The following is a 20758-nucleotide window of genomic DNA, read 5'->3' as shown; positions in this document are numbered from 1 at the left end:
TTACTCCGAAGCTTCCACTTCCGCGATCCAGTCGCCGTACCCGGCCTCAGCCATGTCTTCCAGAGCGATGAACTTCATGGCCGCTGAGTTCATGCAGTAACGCAAACCAGTAGGTGCCGGGCCATCGTTGAACAGGTGCCCCAGGTGTGAATCGGCATAACGACTGCGTATTTCAGTGCGTGTCATGAAAAAACTGCTATCGTCTTTCTCCACAACCATGTCCGCGCTCAACGGGCGGGTAAAACTGGGCCAGCCGGTACCGGATTTATACTTGTCCCGTGAGGAGAACAGCGGTTCGCCTGAAACAATATCCACGTAAATTCCGGGGCGCTTGTTATCCCAGTACGGGTTGCTGAAGGCCCGTTCGGTGCCGTCGTTCTGGCTTACCTCATACTGGGTGCTGGTCAGTTGCTGTTTCAGGGTTTCTGATCCCGGCTTGACGAAGGTTTCCGGATCAAATCCGCTGACGCCCGCATGGCCATCTCCGGAACCTGTTTCCATAGCATCCGAAGTCATGCCATCTGGCTTGAACTGGCTGAAATCAAGCTCATAGTTCTCACCATAAACCTTCTCGATGAACTGGTAACGGCCAGAGTTATGGGTGTAAAACTTGTAGCGTACAGGATTCTTTTTGTAGTAATCCTGGTGGTACTTCTCTGCGGCATAAAAGGTCTTGAAGGGGGTGACCTCGATGGTTACCGGCTTCTCATAAAGACCTGAGGCCTGCAGCTCTTTTTTCGCCACTTCTGCCAGACGCTTCTGCTCGTCATTATGGTAGAAAATCGCCGGGCGATATTGCCTGCCACGGTCAACAAACTGGCCGTTGGCATCTGTCGGGTTCATTATTCTCCAAAGGCCCTGCAGCAAGCCTTCATAAGTAATCTCTTTCGGGTCGTAGTAAACCTGTACAGCTTCTGTGTGTCCGGTGCTGCCGGAAGCCACCTGCTTATAGGTGGGGCTGGTTTCATCTCCTCCGGCATAGCCGGAAACGGCTTCTACCACGCCGGGGATCTTCTCGTACCCAGCTTCAACACACCAGAAACAGCCGCCAGCAAAGGTCGCAACCTTAAGGCCAGGATCTGATGGCGCATACTCACTGGCACTGACCCCGGTCTTCTCAGCCGAGGCAACAGCGGCATAGAAGGCACTGGTAGCCGCAATAAACAGCGCGGCGACCATAGCAAATGTTTTTCGGTTCATAACAACTCTCCTGAGAGTAAGATCGTAAGCCATCCTATCGCTGTGACTTCACCAAAACGTTCTCTAATTCTTACGAATCTATAACTCTGTGGATTCTTTTGCCGCTGAATCAGCGAGCGGCAACCAGAAACGGAACTCTGCACCCTCTCCAGGCTGGCTTTCTACAGAGACCCTGCCCTGTTGCAACTCTGCCATCCTGCGCGCGATTGCCAGTCCCAGCCCGGCATGCCCACTGCGGCTGGCACCCGGCGCCTGATAAAACGGGTCAAACACGTGATCAATATCCTGTTGCCCGATTCCTTCGCCAGCATCCCGAACGCAGATTTCAACCCCGCAGTTGTCTGCTGTCACGCTCAGTTTTACCTCTGCACCCGCCGGCGAATGATCCACAGCGTTACCAATCAGGTTATCCAGCACCCGCTCCGTCATCGCGATATCTGCATGCACCATTGCCGGCTGAACAGTGACGATATTAAGCGTAACACCTGCCTGTTCTGCCTTCGGCCTGTGCTTTTGCACCACATCGTGCAGCAGTTCCGCCGGCATGAACGGCTCTGCAAAAGGTTGCCGTTCGCGGGCATCCAGGGCAGCCAGTTCGAAGAGTTCGTCGACCAGCTTGCTGAGCCGAAGGGTTTCAGCGAGAGCCACGTTCAGAAACCGCCGGCGCTCGTCAGGGCTCAGCTCCTGCTGTTTCATCCCCAGGGTTTCCAGATATCCCTGAATCGACGCCAGCGGTGTGCGCAAATCATGGGACACCTGGGCCACCAACTGGCGGCGCTGATGATCTTTATCTTTGAGCAACACCAGTTGCCCGGCAATGCGGGCTGCCATCTGATCAAACCGGGCTGACAGATAATCTACATCATCACCGGGAACACCAGCATCGCCCGCAGCGTCCGTGTCTTCAGCATTCTTTACCCCTGCCTCAAAAGCCTCCACACGGGCCGTAAGCCGCGACAGTCGTCGTGTCAGAAGCCGGAAAAACAAAAGGCCTGCCAGAAGCCCGACGAAGAGGCTGATTGCCAGAGCCCCACCGCCCATCTGCAGCAAGCGATCACTGTGTACCATGCTTTCAGCAAAGTCATATTCCTCGCCACGCAGCACAACGTACAGATAACCCGTGGGATTCTCGGCGTCAGGTACCTGAGTGACAGAAAACACCTTGTGACGGTCATGACTGCGCGGGTCATCGCCCTGTAGAGGGTAGGCATCCGGGTTCTCAAGTAACCTGTGAACAGGCTCCAGAGATACGTGCTTACGTTTGATTTTGGCCGGACTTGCAGAATAGGAAAGAATGCGCCCGTCATTATCCAGCAGGTATATCTCGATACTGGGATTGATGCTCATATACAGATCGAACAGGCGCTTAAGCTCGCTGTGATTGATCTGCCCATCGGTGACCAGGTTGCGGTCTGAAACCAGGTTACTGGCCAGATCACGGTTAAGTTCCTGGCTCACGGCTGCACTGTATTCACGTACGGAGTAGAGGCTGAGCACAGTAAACAGCCCGCCAACAATGACCAGCAGCAGAAACAGGCCAAGGGCCAGGCGCGCATACAGTGTCTGGAACAAAGGTCGTGTCATGGATCAGTCCATAAACCGGTAACCAACACCCCAGACCGTCTGCACGTACAGAGGCTCTGCCGGATTGGTTTCGATTTTGTTGCGCAAGCGGTTTATGTGAGTATTCACTGTGTGCTCATAGCCCTCATGGTTATACCCCCACACCGCATCCAGCAACTGTGCCCGACTGAATACACGCCCCCGGTGGCAGGCAAAATGCCAGAGCAGGTCAAACTCACGGGCCGTAAGCTCTGCTTCCTTGCCATGAACAGACACCCGCCGCCGCACAGGATCTATCCGGAGTCCGTCAACATCCACCTCTTCAGCTTCTGACTGCTCGGAACTGCGAGAAGAAAGTGCATCTACCCGGCGGAACAAGGCTTTGATCCGGGCGGAAAGCTCAGCCACGCTGAAAGGCTTGGTCAGGTAGTCATCTGCCCCCATCTCCAGGCCAAGCACCCGATCCAGCTCTGTACTTTTGGCGGTCAGCATGAGCACTGGAACATAGCCCGGGATCGCACGAATTTCCCGGCATACTGAGAGGCCGTCAAGCCCCGGCAGCATCAGATCAAGAACAACCAGATCTATACCACCCTGACGAAACCTCTCAAGGCCATCATCCCCACGCCCCACCAGAACCGGCTCCATATCCAGGTCCTTGACCTGCATACTAACCAACTCACCTATCCCGGGGTTGTCTTCAACAATCAGTATTGTTCGTGTCATGATGTTCTGGCTCATTTGTCTGGCTGTACAATAAAGTAGCCCGTCATGCTGGGACTCCTGTTCTCAGTCTAACGCGAAAACTTCACGAATCTGTCACACCAGAACTCCATAACAGGAAGCAGATACCTGGTATTTTGGTTATTCTGGATCAACGATTAAAAGACTTCCGGACAGATGGACCCGGAAACAGGCTAACAAGGAGAGCCCGATGCACATAATCCCCCCCCACTTTCACTACTCCCATGCACGCCAGCTGAGTGTCATGCTGGCGCTGATATTATCCCTCATGTCATTCAACGCTCACGCAGAGAAGCTTACTGATAATACAATCCGCGCTTTCATCAAGACGCTGGAAAAAGTCCAGGCTATGGAATCGGAGTTTGAGGAGGTGGTTGACCAGCAAAGCACCAGAGCCCCTGATCTTTCCCGGATATTGTCCTCCTCCATTGAAGAACTCGAAGGCGAGGAGGTGTACGACCGCCTGGAGAACCTTGTTCAGGACAATGGCTTCAGCGACATATCAGAGTGGGCAGCCACAGGCGACCGGATCTACGGCGCCTGGATCGCGCTCGAAATATCGAACCAGAGCCCGAAGTTCAGGGAGGAGATGGAGAACATGCTGGCCGAGGTCGAGAAAAACCCTCATATAACCGCTGAGCAAAAGGCGTTGATGCGGGATTCAATAAAAACCTCTATAAGCCAAATGCAACAAGCCACTGACATACCTTCTGCCGATATCGAAGCCATCAAGCCCCATCTGCAAGCTTTGCGGACCGCAACAGATTACGAAGAAGACTAAATCCCGCCCATAAAAAAAGCCCGGAGAGCATCACTGCCTGCCGGGCTTTTTTTCGCTGCTTTAAGCCAGCAGGTTATAAATAAACACAATCACTACCGCTACTGGAGTCGCGAAGCGCAACAAAGTAAGCCACAACGCGAATGCACCATCGCTCAGGTCCAGATCGGCTTTCAGTGATTCCTTCGCTACAAACCAGCCCACAAAAATGGCCGTCAGCAACCCTGACAAGGGGAGCAGAATGTTGGCGGTAAAGAAGTCGAGCAAATCAAAAATGGTTTTCCCTTCAAAACGCTCGAACATCGCCAATGGCGTAACATCAGACCACACGTTCAGTGACAGAATAGACGCAACACCCAGCAACCAGCAGAGTACGCCGACGACAATGGCACTGCCTGAACGCCCCATACCTGAATTTTCCTCTACCCACTCAACAACCGGCTCCAGCAGAGAAATGCCGGAAGTCCAGGCCGCAAACAGCAGCAGGATAAAGAACAGGGCTCCAAACAGGCTGCCCATGGGCATGTTGCCAAACGCCAGAGGCAGAGTCTGGAAGATAAGACCAGGGCCGGCACTGGCCTCAAGTCCGTTGGCAAAGACCACCGGGAAAATGGCCAGGCCAGCAAGGAGAGCAACCACTGTGTCCATCAGTGCAATACTGACCGCAGTGCGCCCTATAGCCACATCACTCCCCAGATAAGAACCGTAGGCCATCATGATGGCCATGCCCAGACTGAGGGTAAAAAAGGCATGACCCAGTGCAATCAGCACACCATTGATGGTCAGCGCACCAAAGTCAGGGGTAAACAGGAAACTCACAGCCTCACCAAAATGCCCCGTAGTTGTGGCATAACCCACCGCAATAATAAGCAGTACGAAAAGCGCCGGCATCAGAATAGTGACTGCGCGCTCCAGACCACCTTTCAGACCGCGGGATACAACCAGAATGACCAGTGCCATAAACAACGTGTGCCAGGCAAGAAGTTGCTCAGGGCTGGCCAGAAGGGCGCTGAACAGTTCACCTATAGAGTCAGCAGTACCCCCGGTGAAGTCACCCATAGCCGCATGGCCAATATAAGAAGCAGCCCAGCCACCAATAACAGAGTAGAAGGACAGAATTGCAAAAGCCGCGATCATGCCAATAATCGCAGAAATACGCCATGCTGGTGAGCTGAGGTTACGCACAGCAACCAGGCGCATGCTGGTAATCGGGTTATGACGACCACTGCGACCAACAAATACTTCCGCCATCATGATGGGCACACCAATAATGGCGATACACAGGAGGTAAACCAGAACGAATGCTCCGCCCCCGTTCTCACCTGTCACATAAGGAAACTTCCATATGTTGCCGAGCCCAACGGCCGAGCCTGTGGCTGCGAGAATAAAGGCAAAACGGGAAGACCAAAGGCCGCGAGACACCCCGGAGTCACTCTCCGGGGCCGGATTGAACTGAGTCATGGTATGTATCTGTGCTTTGAATCAAAGAATAGGAGGAGCTGCTCTGCAAGTGCTCCCCGGCGAATGGGGGGAGATTCTGCCAGCACTGGCGCGGGGATGCCAGCACCGGCAACAGCTTCCTTGCAAACAACGAATCCGGCCTGCTTAATCGGTTTTCCTGAGAAAGCGCGAAACCAGACCCTTCAGCCCCCGGGACATAGCACTGAGGTGATCGCTGCTCTGTCTGGCTGAAGAAGCCTGCTCTTCACTGTGATCCGCAAGTTCGGCGATATTGATAATCTGGCGATTGATTTCCTCAGATACCTGATTCTGTTCCTCAAATGCTGCCGACATGCTGATAAAACTGTCAGAAATCGTTTTGATGGACGTAACTATGTCTCGCAGAGAGTTCTCGGCCTCACGCACTTTCTCCAGCCCCTGCCCGGCAACTGACTCTCCGTCCTGCATGGCCTGAACAGCCGAATCCACCTGTAACCGGAAGTCGTCAATAACTTCCTGAATACGCACTGTGGACTCCCGGGTACGGCTGGCCAGCGAACGTACCTCGTCAGCAACAACGGCGAATCCCCGGCCCTGCTCACCCGCGCGGGCAGCTTCAATTGCCGCGTTCAGAGCCAGCAGGTTCGTCTGGTCTGCAATTTCGGAAATCAAACTGGCAGCCTCACCAATGCTTCTGGTGGACTCGCCCAGGGCGCTGATGGTCTGACCAATCCCATTCACACGGGTAACCAGTTGTTCGATCGCAACCAGCGCTTCTGAGCTGCGTTCACTACCAATTACAGCAAGGCGATCGGCCTCTTCGGCTGCCCGGGCATTGCCCAGCATGGACTCTGTCACTTCCTGAATGGATGCCGCCATCTCTGTAATAGCCGAGGCCGTCTGATCCGTTTCAGCGCGCTGGCGGCAAATAGCCTGGGCACCGCTGCTGATATATTCGTGAGAAGCACGGGCCTGCTCATAAAGCAGCTCTGCCTGATCATCTATACGGGCAAGCGCAGTGCGAATCCGTGCGTCCTCGCTGATCAACAAGAGCGCCAGTTGCGAGAAGATTCCCGACTCATTGCTGTAGGTACGGGCGACAACCGGATCATGATAGCCGCCCGGACGAATCTCCATGAGACGCCTGAGCCGGTCAGTCAAAGACTTTTGAACGAGGAATGCACCCAACAGATGGCCGGCTACAATCAGCCCGGCAGCTACCCAGTATTTCTCAACCCCAAGTGCAATGAAACTCAGAACCAGAGACAGAAGCAGGGGCCATCCGGACTTCAATGCTGACTGTATACGGTTCCCTGTGGTCAGAACTGACTTGTCCGCAGCTATCCGTGCGTAGAGTTTCTCGGCCCGGACTATGTCGTCCCGGGCCGGCTCTACACGAACCGATTCATAGCCAACCATCTGGCCATTTTCCCGGATAGGAGTTACGTATGCGCTCACCCAGTAGTGGTCGCCATTCTTTGCACGGTTTTTAACAATACCCATCCAGGCCTTGCCTGCGTTGAGGTACTGCCACATATCCCTGAACACAGCTTGCGGCATGTCCGGATGGCGAATGATGTTATGAGCCTGACCAATCAGCTCTGTCTCAGAGAAGCCACTAATCTCTGCGAACTCTTCATTGCAGTAGGTAATAACGCCTTTGAGGTCGGTGGTGGTAATTAGCCGGCCGCCCGTGCGCATTTTAACTTCATGCTGGGTTACGGGTAGGTTAGTGCGCATATCATGTGCCTGTTACTTATGGCTGTAAGGGAAGTGCAAATTTTGTTACACAATATACATACAGCCACATTTTTGATATTCGTCAAAAGTAAAACCGGGTAAAAGAATTTATCTGCAACGGCCCCTCTACTATGGCTGGCACCCGCACTCATGCTGCTCCGTTCAACCGGGCGCGGGGGTGAAGACGGGCATTTACCCAGAGTGAAAGCGCTATCACAGCTCCACCCATTGCCAGCCGCAACAGGTCAGCGTCCCGGCTCCAGATCAGCAGATTGACCAGCAGTCCGGCAGGCACCAGAACATTATTCATAATAGCGAGCGTGCCCGCATCAACACGGCAGGCACCGCGGTTCCACAGGAACAGACCAAACCCTGAAGCTGCCAGGCCCAACCACAGCAGGATGCCCCATTGCAGGGCCGTTGACGGAAGCCGCTCGGCGTTGCCGAACACAATAAAAGACGGCAGTGCGATGATCAGCGCACCGATAAAGAAGTAGCCAAATGTGCGATACGCCGGCACATCAGTCGGGTAGTGCTGCATAACGTGTTTGTAGCCCACCTGGCCTGCAGCAAAGGTGAAATTCGCAACCTGCAGTAACAGGAAGCCGGTTATAAAATCTTCGCCCAGGCCGTCGTAACGTATTATGCCGGCACCAACCGTAGCTATTGCTGCTGCAACCAGAGCAACCGGCGAAAACCGGCGGGACAGGGCATCGTCAATCAGGGTTACATACAGAGGCGTGAATATTGTGAATAACAGAACTTCCGGAACAGTCAGATAGCTGAACGAGCGGTACAGGCACAGATAGGTAATGCCAAACTGCAGCATGCCTGTAACCAGTACACCCAGCTTCAACCCTCCAGGCACACCACGCCAGCGGGTAAACGGCAGAAATATCAGGGTTGCCAGTAACACACGACTGAGCACTGCAAAGTCGCTGTCTACCTGTCCGGCGAGGAACTCGCCAATCAGACTGAATGAGAATGCCCAGAGGACAGTTACAAAAACCAGGAGTCCCATAATGAACGCAATCCGTATGAATAGGACGCGTACTTTAACGGGTTTTCAGGCAGGTTTCAGTGCATTTACGTGGCAATCCCTATGACGCGTCTCCTCACAATCGGGTAGCATGTCTCGCCCGCGTGTCCACCCTTGAATACCTATTGGCTCCAGCCCTTCGGAACAGCACCTTATGGATGAAACCCACCAACCACTGCCCGAAGTTCGTAAATCTCTTGTTTCACGAACCCTGACAGAATGGAAGACCCTGGCAATACTTGGCGGGCCGATTCTGATTGCCCAGGTTGCCCAGATGGCCAACGGCGTTATCGACACAGTCATGGCAGGTCATGCCAGCGCTGAAGATCTTGCGGGTGTGGGTATTGGCGCCAGCTTATGGGTGCCGTTATTTTTGTTTTTTATCGGCATGCTTGGAGCGCTGCAACCGATTATTTCCGGTTATAACGGCGCCCGGACACCAGAGAAAATCATGCCAGCTACCTGGCAGGGCTTATACATCGCCGGTGCTGGCGCAATCGTGATGATTCTGCTGCTGATCAACGTGCATCCGGTTCTTGACGGGCTGCACCTGGAAGCCAGAACCGCTGGCATCACCCAGGGCTACCTGAATGCCTTTGCCTGGGGCATTCCCGCTCTTCTCTTGATGACTGCACTCCGCGGGCTCACTGACGGCCTGGGACATACCCGAGTGATTATGGCGTTCTCTATACTGAGCACGCTGATTAATCTGCCACTCAACTACGTACTCATCTATGGCAAGCTCGGGCTGCCTGCCATGGGCGGCATTGGCTGTGGCTGGGCAACATCCGTTTCGAACGGCGTAGCTGCAATTGCACTGCTGGTCTATCTGAGCCGCAGCCAGCTCTACAAACAGTTTCACCTGTTTGCCGACTGGGCAAAACCCAACAAGGCGCTGATCCGCTACATTCTCAGTATCGGCATACCTATCGGGTTCACTATTTTTGTGGAAGCCAGCCTTTTCTCGGTAATCGCACTGTTTCTTGCTCCACTGGGCCCTGTAGTGGTAGCCGGGCACCAGATTGCACTGAACGTTGTGTCTCTGCTGTTCATGCTGCCGCTGAGCATCGGCATGGCGCTTACCTTGAGAGTCAGCTTTCTTATCGGTGCCGGCGCGCCAGATACTGCCCGCCTGATTTCCCGCAGCTCCCTGATTCTTGCGTCTGCGACAGCCCTGGTCTTCGCCATTCTTTTACTGATTTTCTCTGAAGGTATTGCGGCTCTCTACACAAGCGATACAGACGTTCAGGCAGTTACCATACGATTATTGATGTTCGCAGCGATTTTCCAGGTGGCAGATGTTATCCAGATCACCTGTATCAGCGCCCTGAGAGGCTATAAAGATACAGGCATTCCCATGCTGATCATGTTGTTCTCGTTCTGGGGCGTGGGGTTGCCGCTGGGTTATACCCTGGCCTTCACCAGTCTGCTTGTCCCTGCCATGGGAGCCGCAGGCTTCTGGGTGGGGCTGACAGGAGGGCTGGCGTCTGCCAGTCTGTTGCTGGGGTGGAGGCTGTTCCGTTATCGTCCGAAAGCCACCCGGAGCTAGTCGGCCAGCATTGAACCGGGCGGCACGTCAGCACCGGATATATTTTCTGCAAATACAATCTGGTCGCGGCCGGAGCCCTTGGCCTCATATAGTGCTGCATCCGCACGTTTCAGCCAGCCCTCTGCAGTTCCATCAGGGTGTAGCCGTGCCACTCCGAATGATACCGTTACAGCATTTTCCCCACACCTCAGTTGCTGGCGAACGTGCGCCTGGAGATCATTCGCTATTTGCTTGAGACCATTGCAATCAACTCCGGACAAGATCAGGACAAACTCTTCACCACCAAAACGGAAAAGCTGGTCTGTTTTACGTATACGTTGCTGAATCAGGGAAACCAGGCTCAGCAATACCTGGTCACCGATACCGTGCCCATGCTCATCATTTATCTTTTTAAAGTGATCAATATCCATCATGATCACAGCATAAAATCTGCCTGTGCGCCGCGCATCCATAAGAGCAGAACGCAGCCCTTCATCCATGGACCGGCGATTTTTCACACCCGTCAATGGATCAACGGAAGCCAATAACTGCAGGCTTTCCCGGTGACGTTCATTGCGGAACGCAAACACATATGCACAAACACTGGTCATCACTGTTGTCGAAAAAAATGACCACATGTGAACAGAAGACTGGAAAGCACCATCCTGCATGGTCATTGCAGAGGCAATTGCGACGAGATTCACAAACACCGCCCCGCGGGGACTTACGAGGAAAAACGACACCATCAAACAAGGGTAAAGCCAGAAAAAACCCGCCTTGCCAGCAACACCCGCAGCGACCGATCCACAGCAGACAACAATAGCCAAAACGAAGCCGCTACGCCGGGTGTCACCAGTTATCCACGCGTAAGCCATACCGCTGACAATGCACCCAAGCACCAGGACATCCACAATTCCAGTGACCAGATTACCCTGGATGAAACGCAGAGCTGCAAACGGTGTTACGCCAAGAAGCGCGCAGGCGCCAAGCAGAGTGATAATAGATAACTGGAAGTCAGTTTTCAGACGGCTAAGCATGCAGTCATCCGGTAAGGGCAGGAAAAGCGGTGAACACCGATGATAATCCGATGCAACGCAATAATCGCCGGATCCTACGATTCTTAACAAAACACCTATAAAGAGTAGTGCAGGAGTACATATTTTACTGGATTCACATCAGACGGGTAGCCCTGACAAATCAATTACCTTTACTATAGCTACAGAGTCTGGCCGCAGAGCCGCAACCCTACTCAAACCAGAAGCCCATACAGGAATCATCCGGATTTTGAGTAACCTCGTTCGAATAGCCCCCGGCGCATTAACCATCGGTCGACCACTACCGTGGGACGTGTATGACGCCGATGGGAATGTGCTCCTTTGCCAGGGCTATGTCATCCAGACAGATTCGCAGCTCGAGCAACTGTTTGAGCGCGGCCGTTTCGAACCGCGGGTTATTGAGGTGCCTCAGGAAGACGACGAAGCATCCGGGGATGAAGCAGACTGTAACCCTTTCGCGAATTACCCCGGTTACCTTCATGGGCTTGAAAAAGCTCTGACCTCGACCGCCGCTGGCGAACCGGAAGCCCGCAAACACTTCCAGGATCTGGCCTACGCCCTGGAGCAGGCCTGCACAAAGGCCCCCGACTCCGCCCTGGCACTTGTACACCTGTACTCCGTTGGCCCCACAATCCACGAACAGATCATTTTTTACGCCATACTCTGCCAGCTTATCGCCCGGCAATTCGGGCTTGATGAACAGCGTATTCCGACACTGACAGAGGCGGCTCTGAGCGCCAATCTCGCCCTGGTGCCTGTCGCCGACAAGCTCAACGCCTTCAACAAGGTGCTGAGCACAGAGCAACGAAACGTTATACGCAAGCACCCGCAACGGAGCATTCGCGCGCTCAACGCGGTGGGAATTGACAACGATCTGCTGTTTACCATTATTGCCCAGCACCACGAGCAGGCAGACGGCAGAGGCTATCCGGATGGCCTCAGTGGCACAGATATCCGGCCCGAGTCAGAAATCCTTGCTCTGGCAGAGCGCTACGTCGCCATGATCACGAAACGCGCTTACCGGAAGCGGATGAACGTAACAGCCGCGCGCAAACTGATCGCCAGTCTGGCAGATGGCACCTTCCGGCCAGCCCTGCCCAAAGCTCTGCTGCATATTCTGGGCGAATATCCGCCAGGAACCCTGGTACGGCTGGAAAATAACGAAGTGGGCGTAATAACCCGCAGACCACTGCGCGCCCGCGGACCTTTTGTACAGGCTGTTTTCGATCCGTCAGGCAACAGCTATAAAGAACCCCTGGAGCGAGATACCAGCATGTCAGGCTTCAATGTTCTCGCAATAGAGGAGCCGGACATGATTCCATCGATGGATTTCAGTCAGATGTGGGGCTACAGGGCTGATATCTTCCCCCGATGAATACATGGGAAACGGCCAGATCAGTCGTCCCCACCTTTGCGCCTGGAAAGTTCAACTCCGCAACCAATACGGGCCAGTTCAGCCAGAACGGCCGTGCGCGTGACAATGCCAATAAGTTTTCCGTGCTCCACCACAGGGTAGACTTTCGGCTTTCCGGAACCGAGCTTCTGGGCAAGGTCAACGATCGCCGTGCCGGGGGAAATGGCCAGAGGTTCCCGGAACATGACATCGTCAACCACCGGGCTTCCTTCACAGTGATAATTACTCACCAGCAGCGCATGAATGCAATCCTGCTCGGAAACAAAACCCAGTAAACGGCGGTCTGCGTCGACCACCGGCAAACCTGAGATGTGATTCTCAAGCAGCGCCCGGACCACATCGGCCAACGGCGTACCGCACCGGACAGGTTCAATATGGTTGGACATAACATCTGCAACCCTGAGCGCAGCCATGGGTACCTCCTCGCATTCCTGCGATGATACAGAGACACCGGTCAATCCGGGCCCCTCTCCCTGTAAACATAGGCAATAGGTGCCAAATCTTCCAATTTTCACTAGCTGCAGGTTTACATGGGACAATAACTGACTAAACTCAACCAGTTATAACTCTTGCAGGTACAATCACAAGCTCAGGCTATGGCGCACAGGGGGGCCTATGGAAATCATCGAAAAGATTATCGGGGACGTTAACGGACTGGTCTGGGGACCACCGATGCTGGTGCTTATTCTGGGTGTGGGCCTGTTTTTAAGTCTCGGCCTGAAACTCATGCCGATTTTCAAGCTCGGAGCCGGCTTCCGCCTGATGTGGAAAGGCCGTCGCGCCTCAGGGGCAGAATCAGACGGTGATATTCCCCCGTTTCAGGCATTAATGACCGCCCTTTCAGCAACCGTAGGAACTGGGAACATTGCCGGTGTTGCGACGGCAGTTTTCCTCGGCGGGCCCGGGGCTTTATTCTGGATGTGGCTGACCGCGCTGGTGGGCATGGGCACAAAGTACTCAGAAGCCGTACTTGCAGTGCGCTTCCGTGAGGTCGATGAGCGAGGCTCCTATGTTGGCGGCCCTATGTATTACATTCGCAATGGCCTCGGCAAAAAATGGGCCTGGCTGGGTGTTCTGTTTGCCGTTTTCGCCGCCATCGCAGGGTTTGGTATCGGCAACACAGTACAGGCCAATTCGGTCGCAGACGTAATGGATGCAACATTCGGCCTGCCACACTGGGTCACCGGCGTTATCCTGATGGTACTTGTAGGCATGGTACTGATTGGCGGTATCCGCCGCATCGGCCAGGTGGCCAGTGCGCTGGTGCCTCTGATGGCCATATCCTATCTGATCGCCGGCCTGATTGTACTGGCACTCAATGCAGCTGAGATTCCCGCCGCCTTTGCTTTGATCATCAAGCATGCTTTCAGCCCGATCGCAGCCGAAGGCGGCTTTGCCGGCGCGGCTGTCTGGGCCGCGATAAGATTCGGCGTTGCTCGTGGAGTCTTCTCCAACGAAGCCGGCCTGGGCTCTGCCCCCATTGCCCATGCCGCCGCGCAGACCAGGAACCCGATTAACCAGGGTATGGTGGCTATGCTGGGCACATTTATCGACACCATCATTATCTGTACGATTACCGGCCTCGTCATCATCACATCAGGCGTCTGGACATCAGGCGAATCCGGTGCCGCGCTCACCTCTATGGCTTTCTCCGCCGCTCTTCCGGGCGTTGGCGATTACGTGGTAGCCATTGCCCTGGCCATCTTTGCCTTTACCACCATACTTGGCTGGTCATTCTACGGTGAGCGCAGCGTCGAGTTTTTATTTGGTGTAAGGGCCATAGTGCCTTACCGGGTCGCCTGGATTCTCGCCATTCCCGTTGGTGCTACGGTCAATCTGGGCATGATCTGGCTCGTGGCCGATACGCTGAACGCCATGATGGCTCTTCCCAACCTTATAGCTCTGCTACTGCTAAGCCCGGTCGTGTTCAGGCTGACCAAAGAGCATTTCGAACGGGAAAAAGCAGCTGGGGTCTGATGCAGTGATCATTGCGACTGCGAATCGGGAGAGCAGGGCAGGATGAGGTGAATCAACCGGCCCTTGTAATCCAGTACTTTCGCATCAATGATTCTCGTATACACTCAATGAAAAGATCCGGCGGCGAGACCGCCGGGTTTCCCGATAACACCACTGCCACGTAGCATAGAAGGAGACCAAAGATGAGTTTACGTCTAGGCGATACTGCACCAGATTTCGAGCAGGACTCCAGTGAAGGCAAGATTTCATTTCACGAATGGTTGGGTGATAGCTGGGGTGTGCTCTTTTCCCACCCGGCCGACTTTACGCCGGTGTGCACGACTGAGCTTGGCCTCACCGCCAGGCTTAAAGGCGAGTTCGAAAAGCGCAACGTTAAAGCTATAGCGCTTAGTGTGGATCCCGTTGATTCCCATCAGGAATGGATCAAGGACATCAATGAAACCCAGGGCTGCGCTGTGAACTTTCCTATCCTGGCTGATCAGGATGGCAAGGTTGCAGAGCTATACGACATGATCCACCCAAATGCAGACAGCACACTCACCGTGCGCTCTCTGTTTGTGATCGATCCGAATAAAAAAGTTCGCCTGATCATCACTTATCCGGCCAGTACAGGTCGTAACTTCAACGAAGTACTGCGAGTGATTGACTCCCTGCAACTGACTGATGAACACAAGGTTGCGACCCCGGGCAACTGGGAACGCGGCGGAGATGTCGTCATTGTGCCATCACTGCAGGACGAAGAAGAAATCAAAAAGCGCTTCCCGAAAGGCTATAAGAAAGTGAAATCCTACCTGAGGATGACACCGGATCCGACAACCAACTGGAGCGGCGAATAGCCGCTCTCAGGCCTCCGCAATTCGGGTCAGGCGCCAGCTTGACCCTGGAAATGCCTGAATTTCACTCGCAACGATGAAATTCAGGCATTTCCCCGCCCCCGTCTGATACCACGCCGCGATTCCATTCCCGCTCAGCCAGCACCGCAGCAACAAACCTTATGGGCGTATTAACGCTTCAAAACCGTAATTACCGGGAACATGACATTTTTAAAACATGTACTTACATACATCGTGTCAAACTTTGTGATACTTGCTTTCTTTTATCGCATAATACCATCTATACTAAAGCTCAATTATAGTAAGAAGGAGCACTCAGTCATGAAACAAATCGGTTACATCGCCCTTACGGCCGTTCTTTTTGCACCAGGACTTTCCGGCGCAGCCGAAGAGTTCCCCCTTAGCTACAGCAGCGTTGGTATCGAAGGCAGTTATGTAGATTCAGGAAACTCCAGAGACAGCTCCTCCCTTACCGGGGACAACCTCTCCAACTACTTCGAGGGCAGCCTCAACCTGACGCATCAGTTCAATCCGAATGTAAGTGTTCTGCTTCAGGGCGGCTACGCTGAACCGGAAACCCGGGCTGGCGGTCTGAACGCCAATCTGCTTCAGGGCTCACTGGGCGGACGCCTTCACCCCTCTGAATTCCGCCTGAGCAACTGGCGCCCATTCGGTGGCCTTGGCTATAGCTACACAGATATCAGCGTTCATCATGATGCTGGCGCAAAAACGGAAGATGCTGTTTACCTGGAGGGCGGCTTTCAGCGCATGATTGCACCACGTTTCATGATTGAAGGTGGCATCCGCGGCCGCACCGAACTGGAAGAGGGTTACGTAGACGCCCAGTATTTCACCGGTATTCACTACCTGTTTGGCCGCCAGTACCCCGCCGCGCCCCAGATTGAAGTCGCCGTGAAAACAAAACACCCAGCCGTTGTTACACCGCCAAAAGACTCGGATCGTGACGGCGTGATTGACCAACTGGATAAATGCCCCGGCACACCAATGGGTGCTCTGGTTGATTCGGATGGCTGTGCCAAGAAGCTGACCAAAGAAATCCGTGAAACACTGCACGTAGAGTTCGAACTGGACCGCACAGAAGTCCGTTACGAGTTTTTCCCGAAAATTCAGAATCTTGCCAAGGTGATGAAGCAGTATCCTGGCGCAACTATTCTTCTGGAAGGCCACACCGACAGCACAGGCTCATCGAGCTACAACCAAAGCCTGTCCAAAAGCCGTGCAGACGCCGTAATGAAAGTACTCATCAACGAATTCGGCATCAATTCCGACCGCATTACAACATCCGGTATGGGCGAGTCACAGCCAGTTGCTTCAAACACAACTCCCAGAGGTCGCGCTGAAAACCGCCGTGTAGAAGCGATCGTTTCGGGTAAATATTCAGAATTACTGACCAAATAAATAGCAAAGGCAACTAATCATGATGGTAAATTACAGGTCTTTATTGACAGCAACACTGGCATCTACACTCATCCTTTCGGGTTGTGGCGGAGGCAGTGACGACCCTTCAACCCCAAGGCTGGTCGGATCAGACGATACGCCTCCACCAACTCCACAAGAAGAATTCTGTGATGATGTAAGCAGTGTATTCCAGGCAGAAACCAACGGTTTCAGCCCCGCAACAAACCAGCAGGACGTTGCACTCAACTCAGACATCCGCGTTACCTTCAACGCTTTGATTGATGAAACGACAGCAACATCTTCAGCAATCTATGTTCAGGGTGGCACTGCTGGCGTTGTACCTGCGCAGATCACAGTAAACGATGACACCATCACACTGACCCCGGACAACCTGCTCGAAGCCGGTCTGACCCAGTACAGAATTGTAGTGACTTCCTCCCTGCAGGCCGAGTGCGAAGAGGTTAGCAAGAACGCTCAGCCAGAATCTTCGACCTTCACAACCAGTGACGAACAGGATCTGACCCAACCAACAATAGTCGGTGCGATTCCTGTTGACGGTGAGTTGCTTGCCTCTGCAGACACAACCGTTGCTATAGAATTTGACGAACCTATCAGCGCGTCCAGCGTTAACGTAAATTCCTTCAAACTGTTTGCAGTAGAAAGTGGCGCCACTCAGGCTATACCTGGCTCCTTCTCCTTCGACAAAAATGTCGTTTCGTTCAAGCCGGGTACTGCGCTTGATGGACAGACTAACTATCAGGTAGAGCTGACCACCAACATCAAGGATCAGGCAGGAAACTCTCTGTCTGCACCATTCAAAATGAATTTTCGTACAGGCGGGCTGGTTCTGGCTTTGGATGATGGACTGGTTAGCCAGATCCCTGGGTTGGGCGATGGCCTTAATCTTCTGACTGGCCAATTGCTGGATGCACTGGAAACCGGTAATGCCAATGACGGACTAAGCAGCCTGGACAATCTACTGCAACTCAAATTGCCCCTCGTCGACAACCTGAGCTCCCTTGATCCCACAACATTTGACCCAACGAATCTTGATTTTGGCGATTTCAATACAGGTGACTTCAGCTCAGTGCTGGTAGCAGTCTGCGATCCCAAAGACATTGATCCGTCTTCCCCTGAAGAGTCCTGCACCGTTTCACTGGATGTAGGTCTTGATGCAACTCAGGTGCAAGCACTCGCTGATGCATTCACCGATGGTGATCCTACGCAAATCCCCGCGCTGCTTGGACAAGCACTGGTAGGCGAAAATAACGGCCTGGGTATTAATCTGGCTGTACTGGATGACAGCGGGCTGCCTCTTCCGAGTGCCGTTCAGGACGGGCTTGATGTCCTGCTTGATGGTCTGGGCCAGCTTCCGGTACTGGGCAATCTTCTAAACCAGGCAGATGGCCAGGCACTGGCTAATGTGGGTCTGCTCGATGGCTCTGTATTAAGCCTGGACACTGGCGGGGACCTGCTGAACGTATCTGTGATCGACCCTACTAACCTGACCGAAGATGGCGGCCTGGTATCTGTCGGAGGAGAACTCGTGGACCTGCTTCAGCTCGACCTTCTCCTGGACAATGTCACCTGCAACTCCAACCTTCCTTTTGGTCTGCTCTGCAAAGGGTAATTTGACCCAGGTACAAGTGTAGTGACATGCGGCCCCATCAGGGGCCGCATTGCATTCTGCCCAGTCTTGAACATACTCAAGAAACGGAAATGGCCCAGACAAAGGGCTGCGCCCGGCAGCATCGCGTACTGGAATATGGAAAAGCTGACCACAGGATCTGAAGAGCTGATCCGCAATACTGCGGACAGAAAACCAGGGAAGGAACCGGAGTGTCATCGTTAAACAGTGGAGCCAGGTTCCTCAGTAAGCGGAAACCTTTCAGGAGGTGGCGTTTATCACATCCAGCAAAGCGGAATCGAGCCGTTCCTCAATAGCGAGCAATACCGACGTTGGCAGAGTACAACCGCGAGCCACCGCCTCTGCCAGGAACCAGACAAGAGAGCCGTCATCAGCGCCGGAAACCAGCTCATGCAGTTCCTCCAGTTCGCTATCGCCATAACAAGAGGACAAGAAAAGGTGTGCAATCTGAAAATTATAATTTATGACAAGGTTGTCCGATGCATGCTCTATGAGAAGTGAGAGTACATCAAAACTGCCCGCAAGAAGCGCCCGTTCAAACAGCGCCCGACGGACCTCCGCCGGCCCTTCCTCCATCCGGAATTCTGCGGGTAGCCCCGTCAGAAGATACAGAGCCAGGTCTCGCTCGTCAGTGTCAATTGCCTTATGCAGAACATCCCGTAGCCGGGTATTGATGAGCAGCATATCCCGGCGACTGATATAACCATCCGCCCTGCTGAGCATGCGCCTGAGCCCGGCAATATCTGCCTGCAACCACTCGGACCTTTCAGGTATCTCAAACATTTCGTTTTCTACCCATCATCAGTATGAAAACAACTCGCCGTCCGACCCGGCTATTACCGGTCTTTTTCCGCAAGAGGAGTACAGGGCTGAACCTTCGTCGCACACCCTGAGCGCCTGATACCTCGTTCCCGGTGGCATTTAGTCAACAGCTCAGCACTGTCGGTACTCACTGCCAGGGAACCAGAACAGAGCTTCCGGATTCGTTGTTCAAATTCAGCCGTCATCTCAAACATATAATCCGAGTTCTGGCATTGCCTGACTGTACGCCCACTTAACAGGCGCACTTCCATACCACCTTTAATAAACTGCTGAACCGCATCAAAATATCTATTTTCGTAACTCCTTCGCATTACTGTCTCCCGTTATCCTGATCAAGGCATTAGATGCGTCAAGCAACACTGGCTAACGACTTACTCATTGTCAGATAGTCATCATAATACTGTACTGGAGTCAACCATTGTATTGGATCATCCCCAGGTTCCATATTACTAGTAAGCGCTAACCCTGATAGCAGGGCATACCCGTATGATTGATAGAATTTACGAACCCCCGCGGCACAGGCACGTTCCGATGCTGACTCCCAGTCTGCATATACAACGTATTCTTCACCGTCATATTCAAATGAAAGCATCTGGGGCGAGCCCGGCCCAAAAGATTCACTCAGGAAAACCGCATTTCTTGGTTCGCTATCAGTTACAGGGAGCCCATAAAGAAACCATATAACATTGGTAATACTACCGTCATAAGTCCTTTGGATCCCGACAGTTCCATCCAGAACAATTGACACGACGTCACCTCTCTTTTTACTGGTTCGCCTGACGCTGGATTTCTGCCAGGTATTCATCCATTTCTGACTGACTTTCGAATACAGTCAGATCTGGCATGACCTTTACTATTTCGAAAACTTTTCTGACACCTTTACTCATTTGCGTAACGCTGACCTGCCCAGCCCTGGACTTCATCAGCTTCAGAGTTTTGAAAATAATTCTCAAACCCGCTGAGCTTATAAAAGTTACGCCCGCCATATTAAAAGCGACAATTTTTGTTGTCTGCTCTATATACTTAGCAAGCTCCGCATCTAATTCAGGAGCTGTATCGCTATCAAGAGCTCCCTCCAGCGCTAAACTTAATGTTTTATCAGTGGATTGCTTATGCTGAATGGTTAAAGGCATGGGTTATCTTCCTGAGAAATATCGATTTCTTTTTTATACCGCCGAACAACCAGTGTATTTATGCCGTTGTGATAGCTGTAGGAAATATCGTCACTAAGAGATGCCATAATCAACAATCCAAGACCACCTATCCGGCGGCTTTCAATCGGTTGATATGCAATATCTGAATTCTGTGTGGGGTCAAAACAGGGCCCCGGATAATCAAATGTCATGATCACGCCCTGTTTTTGTGCAACAATGTTTAGTGTCCATTTAAAATGGTCTAAACCTGGAGCAACATGTTCACGCATGTTTGCGTGGAATTCGTCGATTATAACATAGCAATCATTTGCAACTTCCGGGTCTACACACTGATACCGTAACTCTTCACTTACTTTTGTAACAACACTGCTAACTGGCCCATCAGGGCTGACGGATATGATCAT

At 53.0% G+C, this 20758-nt stretch carries 19 protein-coding genes; 7 read left to right on the top strand and 12 right to left on the bottom strand.

Annotated elements, in window-relative coordinates:
* The 3 genes from msrB to CPA50_RS12275 all read right to left on the bottom strand — a co-directional run bounded on the left by msrB (window position 1) and on the right by CPA50_RS12275 (window position 3489).
* A complete protein-coding gene (msrB, locus tag CPA50_RS12285) occupies window positions 1-1200 on the bottom strand; it encodes a peptide-methionine (R)-S-oxide reductase MsrB (protein ID WP_096782802.1) in 1200 nt (399 codons plus the stop codon).
* 78 nt (window positions 1201-1278) lie between these two features.
* Window positions 1279-2784 carry a sensor histidine kinase gene (locus CPA50_RS12280; RefSeq protein ID WP_096782801.1) on the bottom strand — a complete coding sequence of 502 codons (1506 nt, stop codon included), beginning with the start codon at window positions 2782-2784 and terminating at the stop codon, window positions 1279-1281.
* Window positions 2785-2787: 3 nt separating this feature from the next.
* Window positions 2788-3489 carry a response regulator transcription factor gene (locus tag CPA50_RS12275; protein ID WP_096782800.1) on the bottom strand — a complete coding sequence of 234 codons (702 nt, stop codon included), beginning with the start codon at window positions 3487-3489 and terminating at the stop codon, window positions 2788-2790.
* Between the two features lie 208 nt (window positions 3490-3697).
* On the opposite strand from CPA50_RS12275, the gene CPA50_RS12270 reads away from it, so the two are divergent.
* Window positions 3698-4288, top strand: coding sequence for a hypothetical protein (locus CPA50_RS12270; protein WP_096782799.1), 591 nt, complete (start codon window positions 3698-3700; stop codon window positions 4286-4288).
* Window positions 4289-4348: 60 nt separating this feature from the next.
* On the opposite strand, the gene CPA50_RS12265 is transcribed toward CPA50_RS12270, so the two are convergent.
* The 3 genes from CPA50_RS12265 to CPA50_RS12255 all read right to left on the bottom strand — a co-directional run bounded on the left by CPA50_RS12265 (window position 4349) and on the right by CPA50_RS12255 (window position 8486).
* Window positions 4349-5746 (bottom strand): sodium-dependent transporter, encoded by a 1398-nt coding sequence (locus CPA50_RS12265; protein WP_096782798.1) that lies wholly within the window; start codon window positions 5744-5746, stop codon window positions 4349-4351.
* Window positions 5747-5890: 144 nt separating this feature from the next.
* A complete protein-coding gene (locus CPA50_RS12260) occupies window positions 5891-7465 on the bottom strand; it encodes a PAS domain-containing methyl-accepting chemotaxis protein (RefSeq protein ID WP_096782797.1) in 1575 nt (524 codons plus the stop codon).
* Window positions 7466-7613: 148 nt separating this feature from the next.
* Entirely contained in the window at window positions 7614-8486 is an 873-nt protein-coding gene (locus CPA50_RS12255) for a carboxylate/amino acid/amine transporter (RefSeq protein ID WP_096782796.1), read from the bottom strand.
* A gap of 172 nt (window positions 8487-8658) precedes the next feature.
* On the opposite strand from CPA50_RS12255, the gene CPA50_RS12250 reads away from it, so the two are divergent.
* Entirely contained in the window at window positions 8659-10053 is a 1395-nt protein-coding gene (locus CPA50_RS12250) for an MATE family efflux transporter (RefSeq protein WP_096782795.1), read from the top strand.
* On the opposite strand, the gene CPA50_RS12245 is transcribed toward CPA50_RS12250, so the two are convergent.
* The gene (locus CPA50_RS12245; RefSeq protein ID WP_096782794.1) at window positions 10050-11069 is read right to left on the bottom strand and encodes a GGDEF domain-containing protein; all 1020 of its coding nucleotides are present in this window, start codon (window positions 11067-11069) and stop codon (window positions 10050-10052) included. The two genes, CPA50_RS12250 and CPA50_RS12245, sit on opposite strands and share 4 nt — an antisense overlap.
* A 247-nt stretch (window positions 11070-11316) precedes the next feature.
* Between CPA50_RS12245 and CPA50_RS12240 the strand changes: the two genes are divergently transcribed.
* Window positions 11317-12462 (top strand): HD-GYP domain-containing protein, encoded by a 1146-nt coding sequence (locus CPA50_RS12240; protein ID WP_096782793.1) that lies wholly within the window; start codon window positions 11317-11319, stop codon window positions 12460-12462.
* A gap of 20 nt (window positions 12463-12482) precedes the next feature.
* On the opposite strand, the gene CPA50_RS12235 is transcribed toward CPA50_RS12240, so the two are convergent.
* Window positions 12483-12914: a CBS domain-containing protein gene (locus CPA50_RS12235; protein ID WP_096782792.1), complete on the bottom strand. Its 432-nt coding sequence runs from the start codon at window positions 12912-12914 to the stop codon at window positions 12483-12485.
* Window positions 12915-13116: 202 nt separating this feature from the next.
* Between CPA50_RS12235 and CPA50_RS12230 the strand changes: the two genes are divergently transcribed.
* The 4 genes from CPA50_RS12230 (at window position 13117) to CPA50_RS12215 (ending at window position 18360) form a co-directional block, all read left to right on the top strand.
* A complete protein-coding gene (locus CPA50_RS12230) occupies window positions 13117-14478 on the top strand; it encodes an alanine/glycine:cation symporter family protein (RefSeq protein ID WP_096782791.1) in 1362 nt (453 codons plus the stop codon).
* A gap of 182 nt (window positions 14479-14660) precedes the next feature.
* Window positions 14661-15314, top strand: coding sequence for a peroxiredoxin (locus tag CPA50_RS12225; RefSeq protein ID WP_096782790.1), 654 nt, complete (start codon window positions 14661-14663; stop codon window positions 15312-15314).
* Window positions 15315-15632: 318 nt separating this feature from the next.
* Complete coding sequence (locus tag CPA50_RS12220; RefSeq protein ID WP_096782789.1) at window positions 15633-16730, top strand: OmpA family protein; 1098 nt, start codon at window positions 15633-15635, stop codon at window positions 16728-16730.
* Window positions 16731-16749: 19 nt separating this feature from the next.
* Window positions 16750-18360 carry an Ig-like domain-containing protein gene (locus CPA50_RS12215; protein WP_227519621.1) on the top strand — a complete coding sequence of 537 codons (1611 nt, stop codon included), beginning with the start codon at window positions 16750-16752 and terminating at the stop codon, window positions 18358-18360.
* A gap of 258 nt (window positions 18361-18618) precedes the next feature.
* Here the strand turns inward: CPA50_RS12215 and CPA50_RS12210 are convergent, their stop codons facing one another.
* The 4 genes from CPA50_RS12210 to CPA50_RS12190 form a co-directional block, all read right to left on the bottom strand.
* Window positions 18619-19161 (bottom strand): hypothetical protein, encoded by a 543-nt coding sequence (locus CPA50_RS12210; protein ID WP_096782788.1) that lies wholly within the window; start codon window positions 19159-19161, stop codon window positions 18619-18621.
* Window positions 19162-19549: 388 nt separating this feature from the next.
* Complete coding sequence (locus tag CPA50_RS12200) at window positions 19550-19948, bottom strand: hypothetical protein (RefSeq protein WP_096782786.1); 399 nt, start codon at window positions 19946-19948, stop codon at window positions 19550-19552.
* 16 nt (window positions 19949-19964) lie between these two features.
* Complete coding sequence (locus CPA50_RS12195; protein ID WP_096782785.1) at window positions 19965-20333, bottom strand: STAS domain-containing protein; 369 nt, start codon at window positions 20331-20333, stop codon at window positions 19965-19967.
* Complete coding sequence (locus CPA50_RS12190) at window positions 20324-20758, bottom strand: ATP-binding protein (protein WP_096782784.1); 435 nt, start codon at window positions 20756-20758, stop codon at window positions 20324-20326. The genes CPA50_RS12195 and CPA50_RS12190 overlap by 10 nt, the downstream gene beginning before the upstream one ends.

The organism is Marinobacter sp. ANT_B65 (genome assembly GCF_002407605.1).
GTDB lineage: Bacteria > Pseudomonadota > Gammaproteobacteria > Pseudomonadales > Oleiphilaceae > Marinobacter.
The sequence above is the reverse complement of the archived record's forward strand: the minus strand, read 5'-3'. Positions and strand labels throughout refer to the sequence as shown.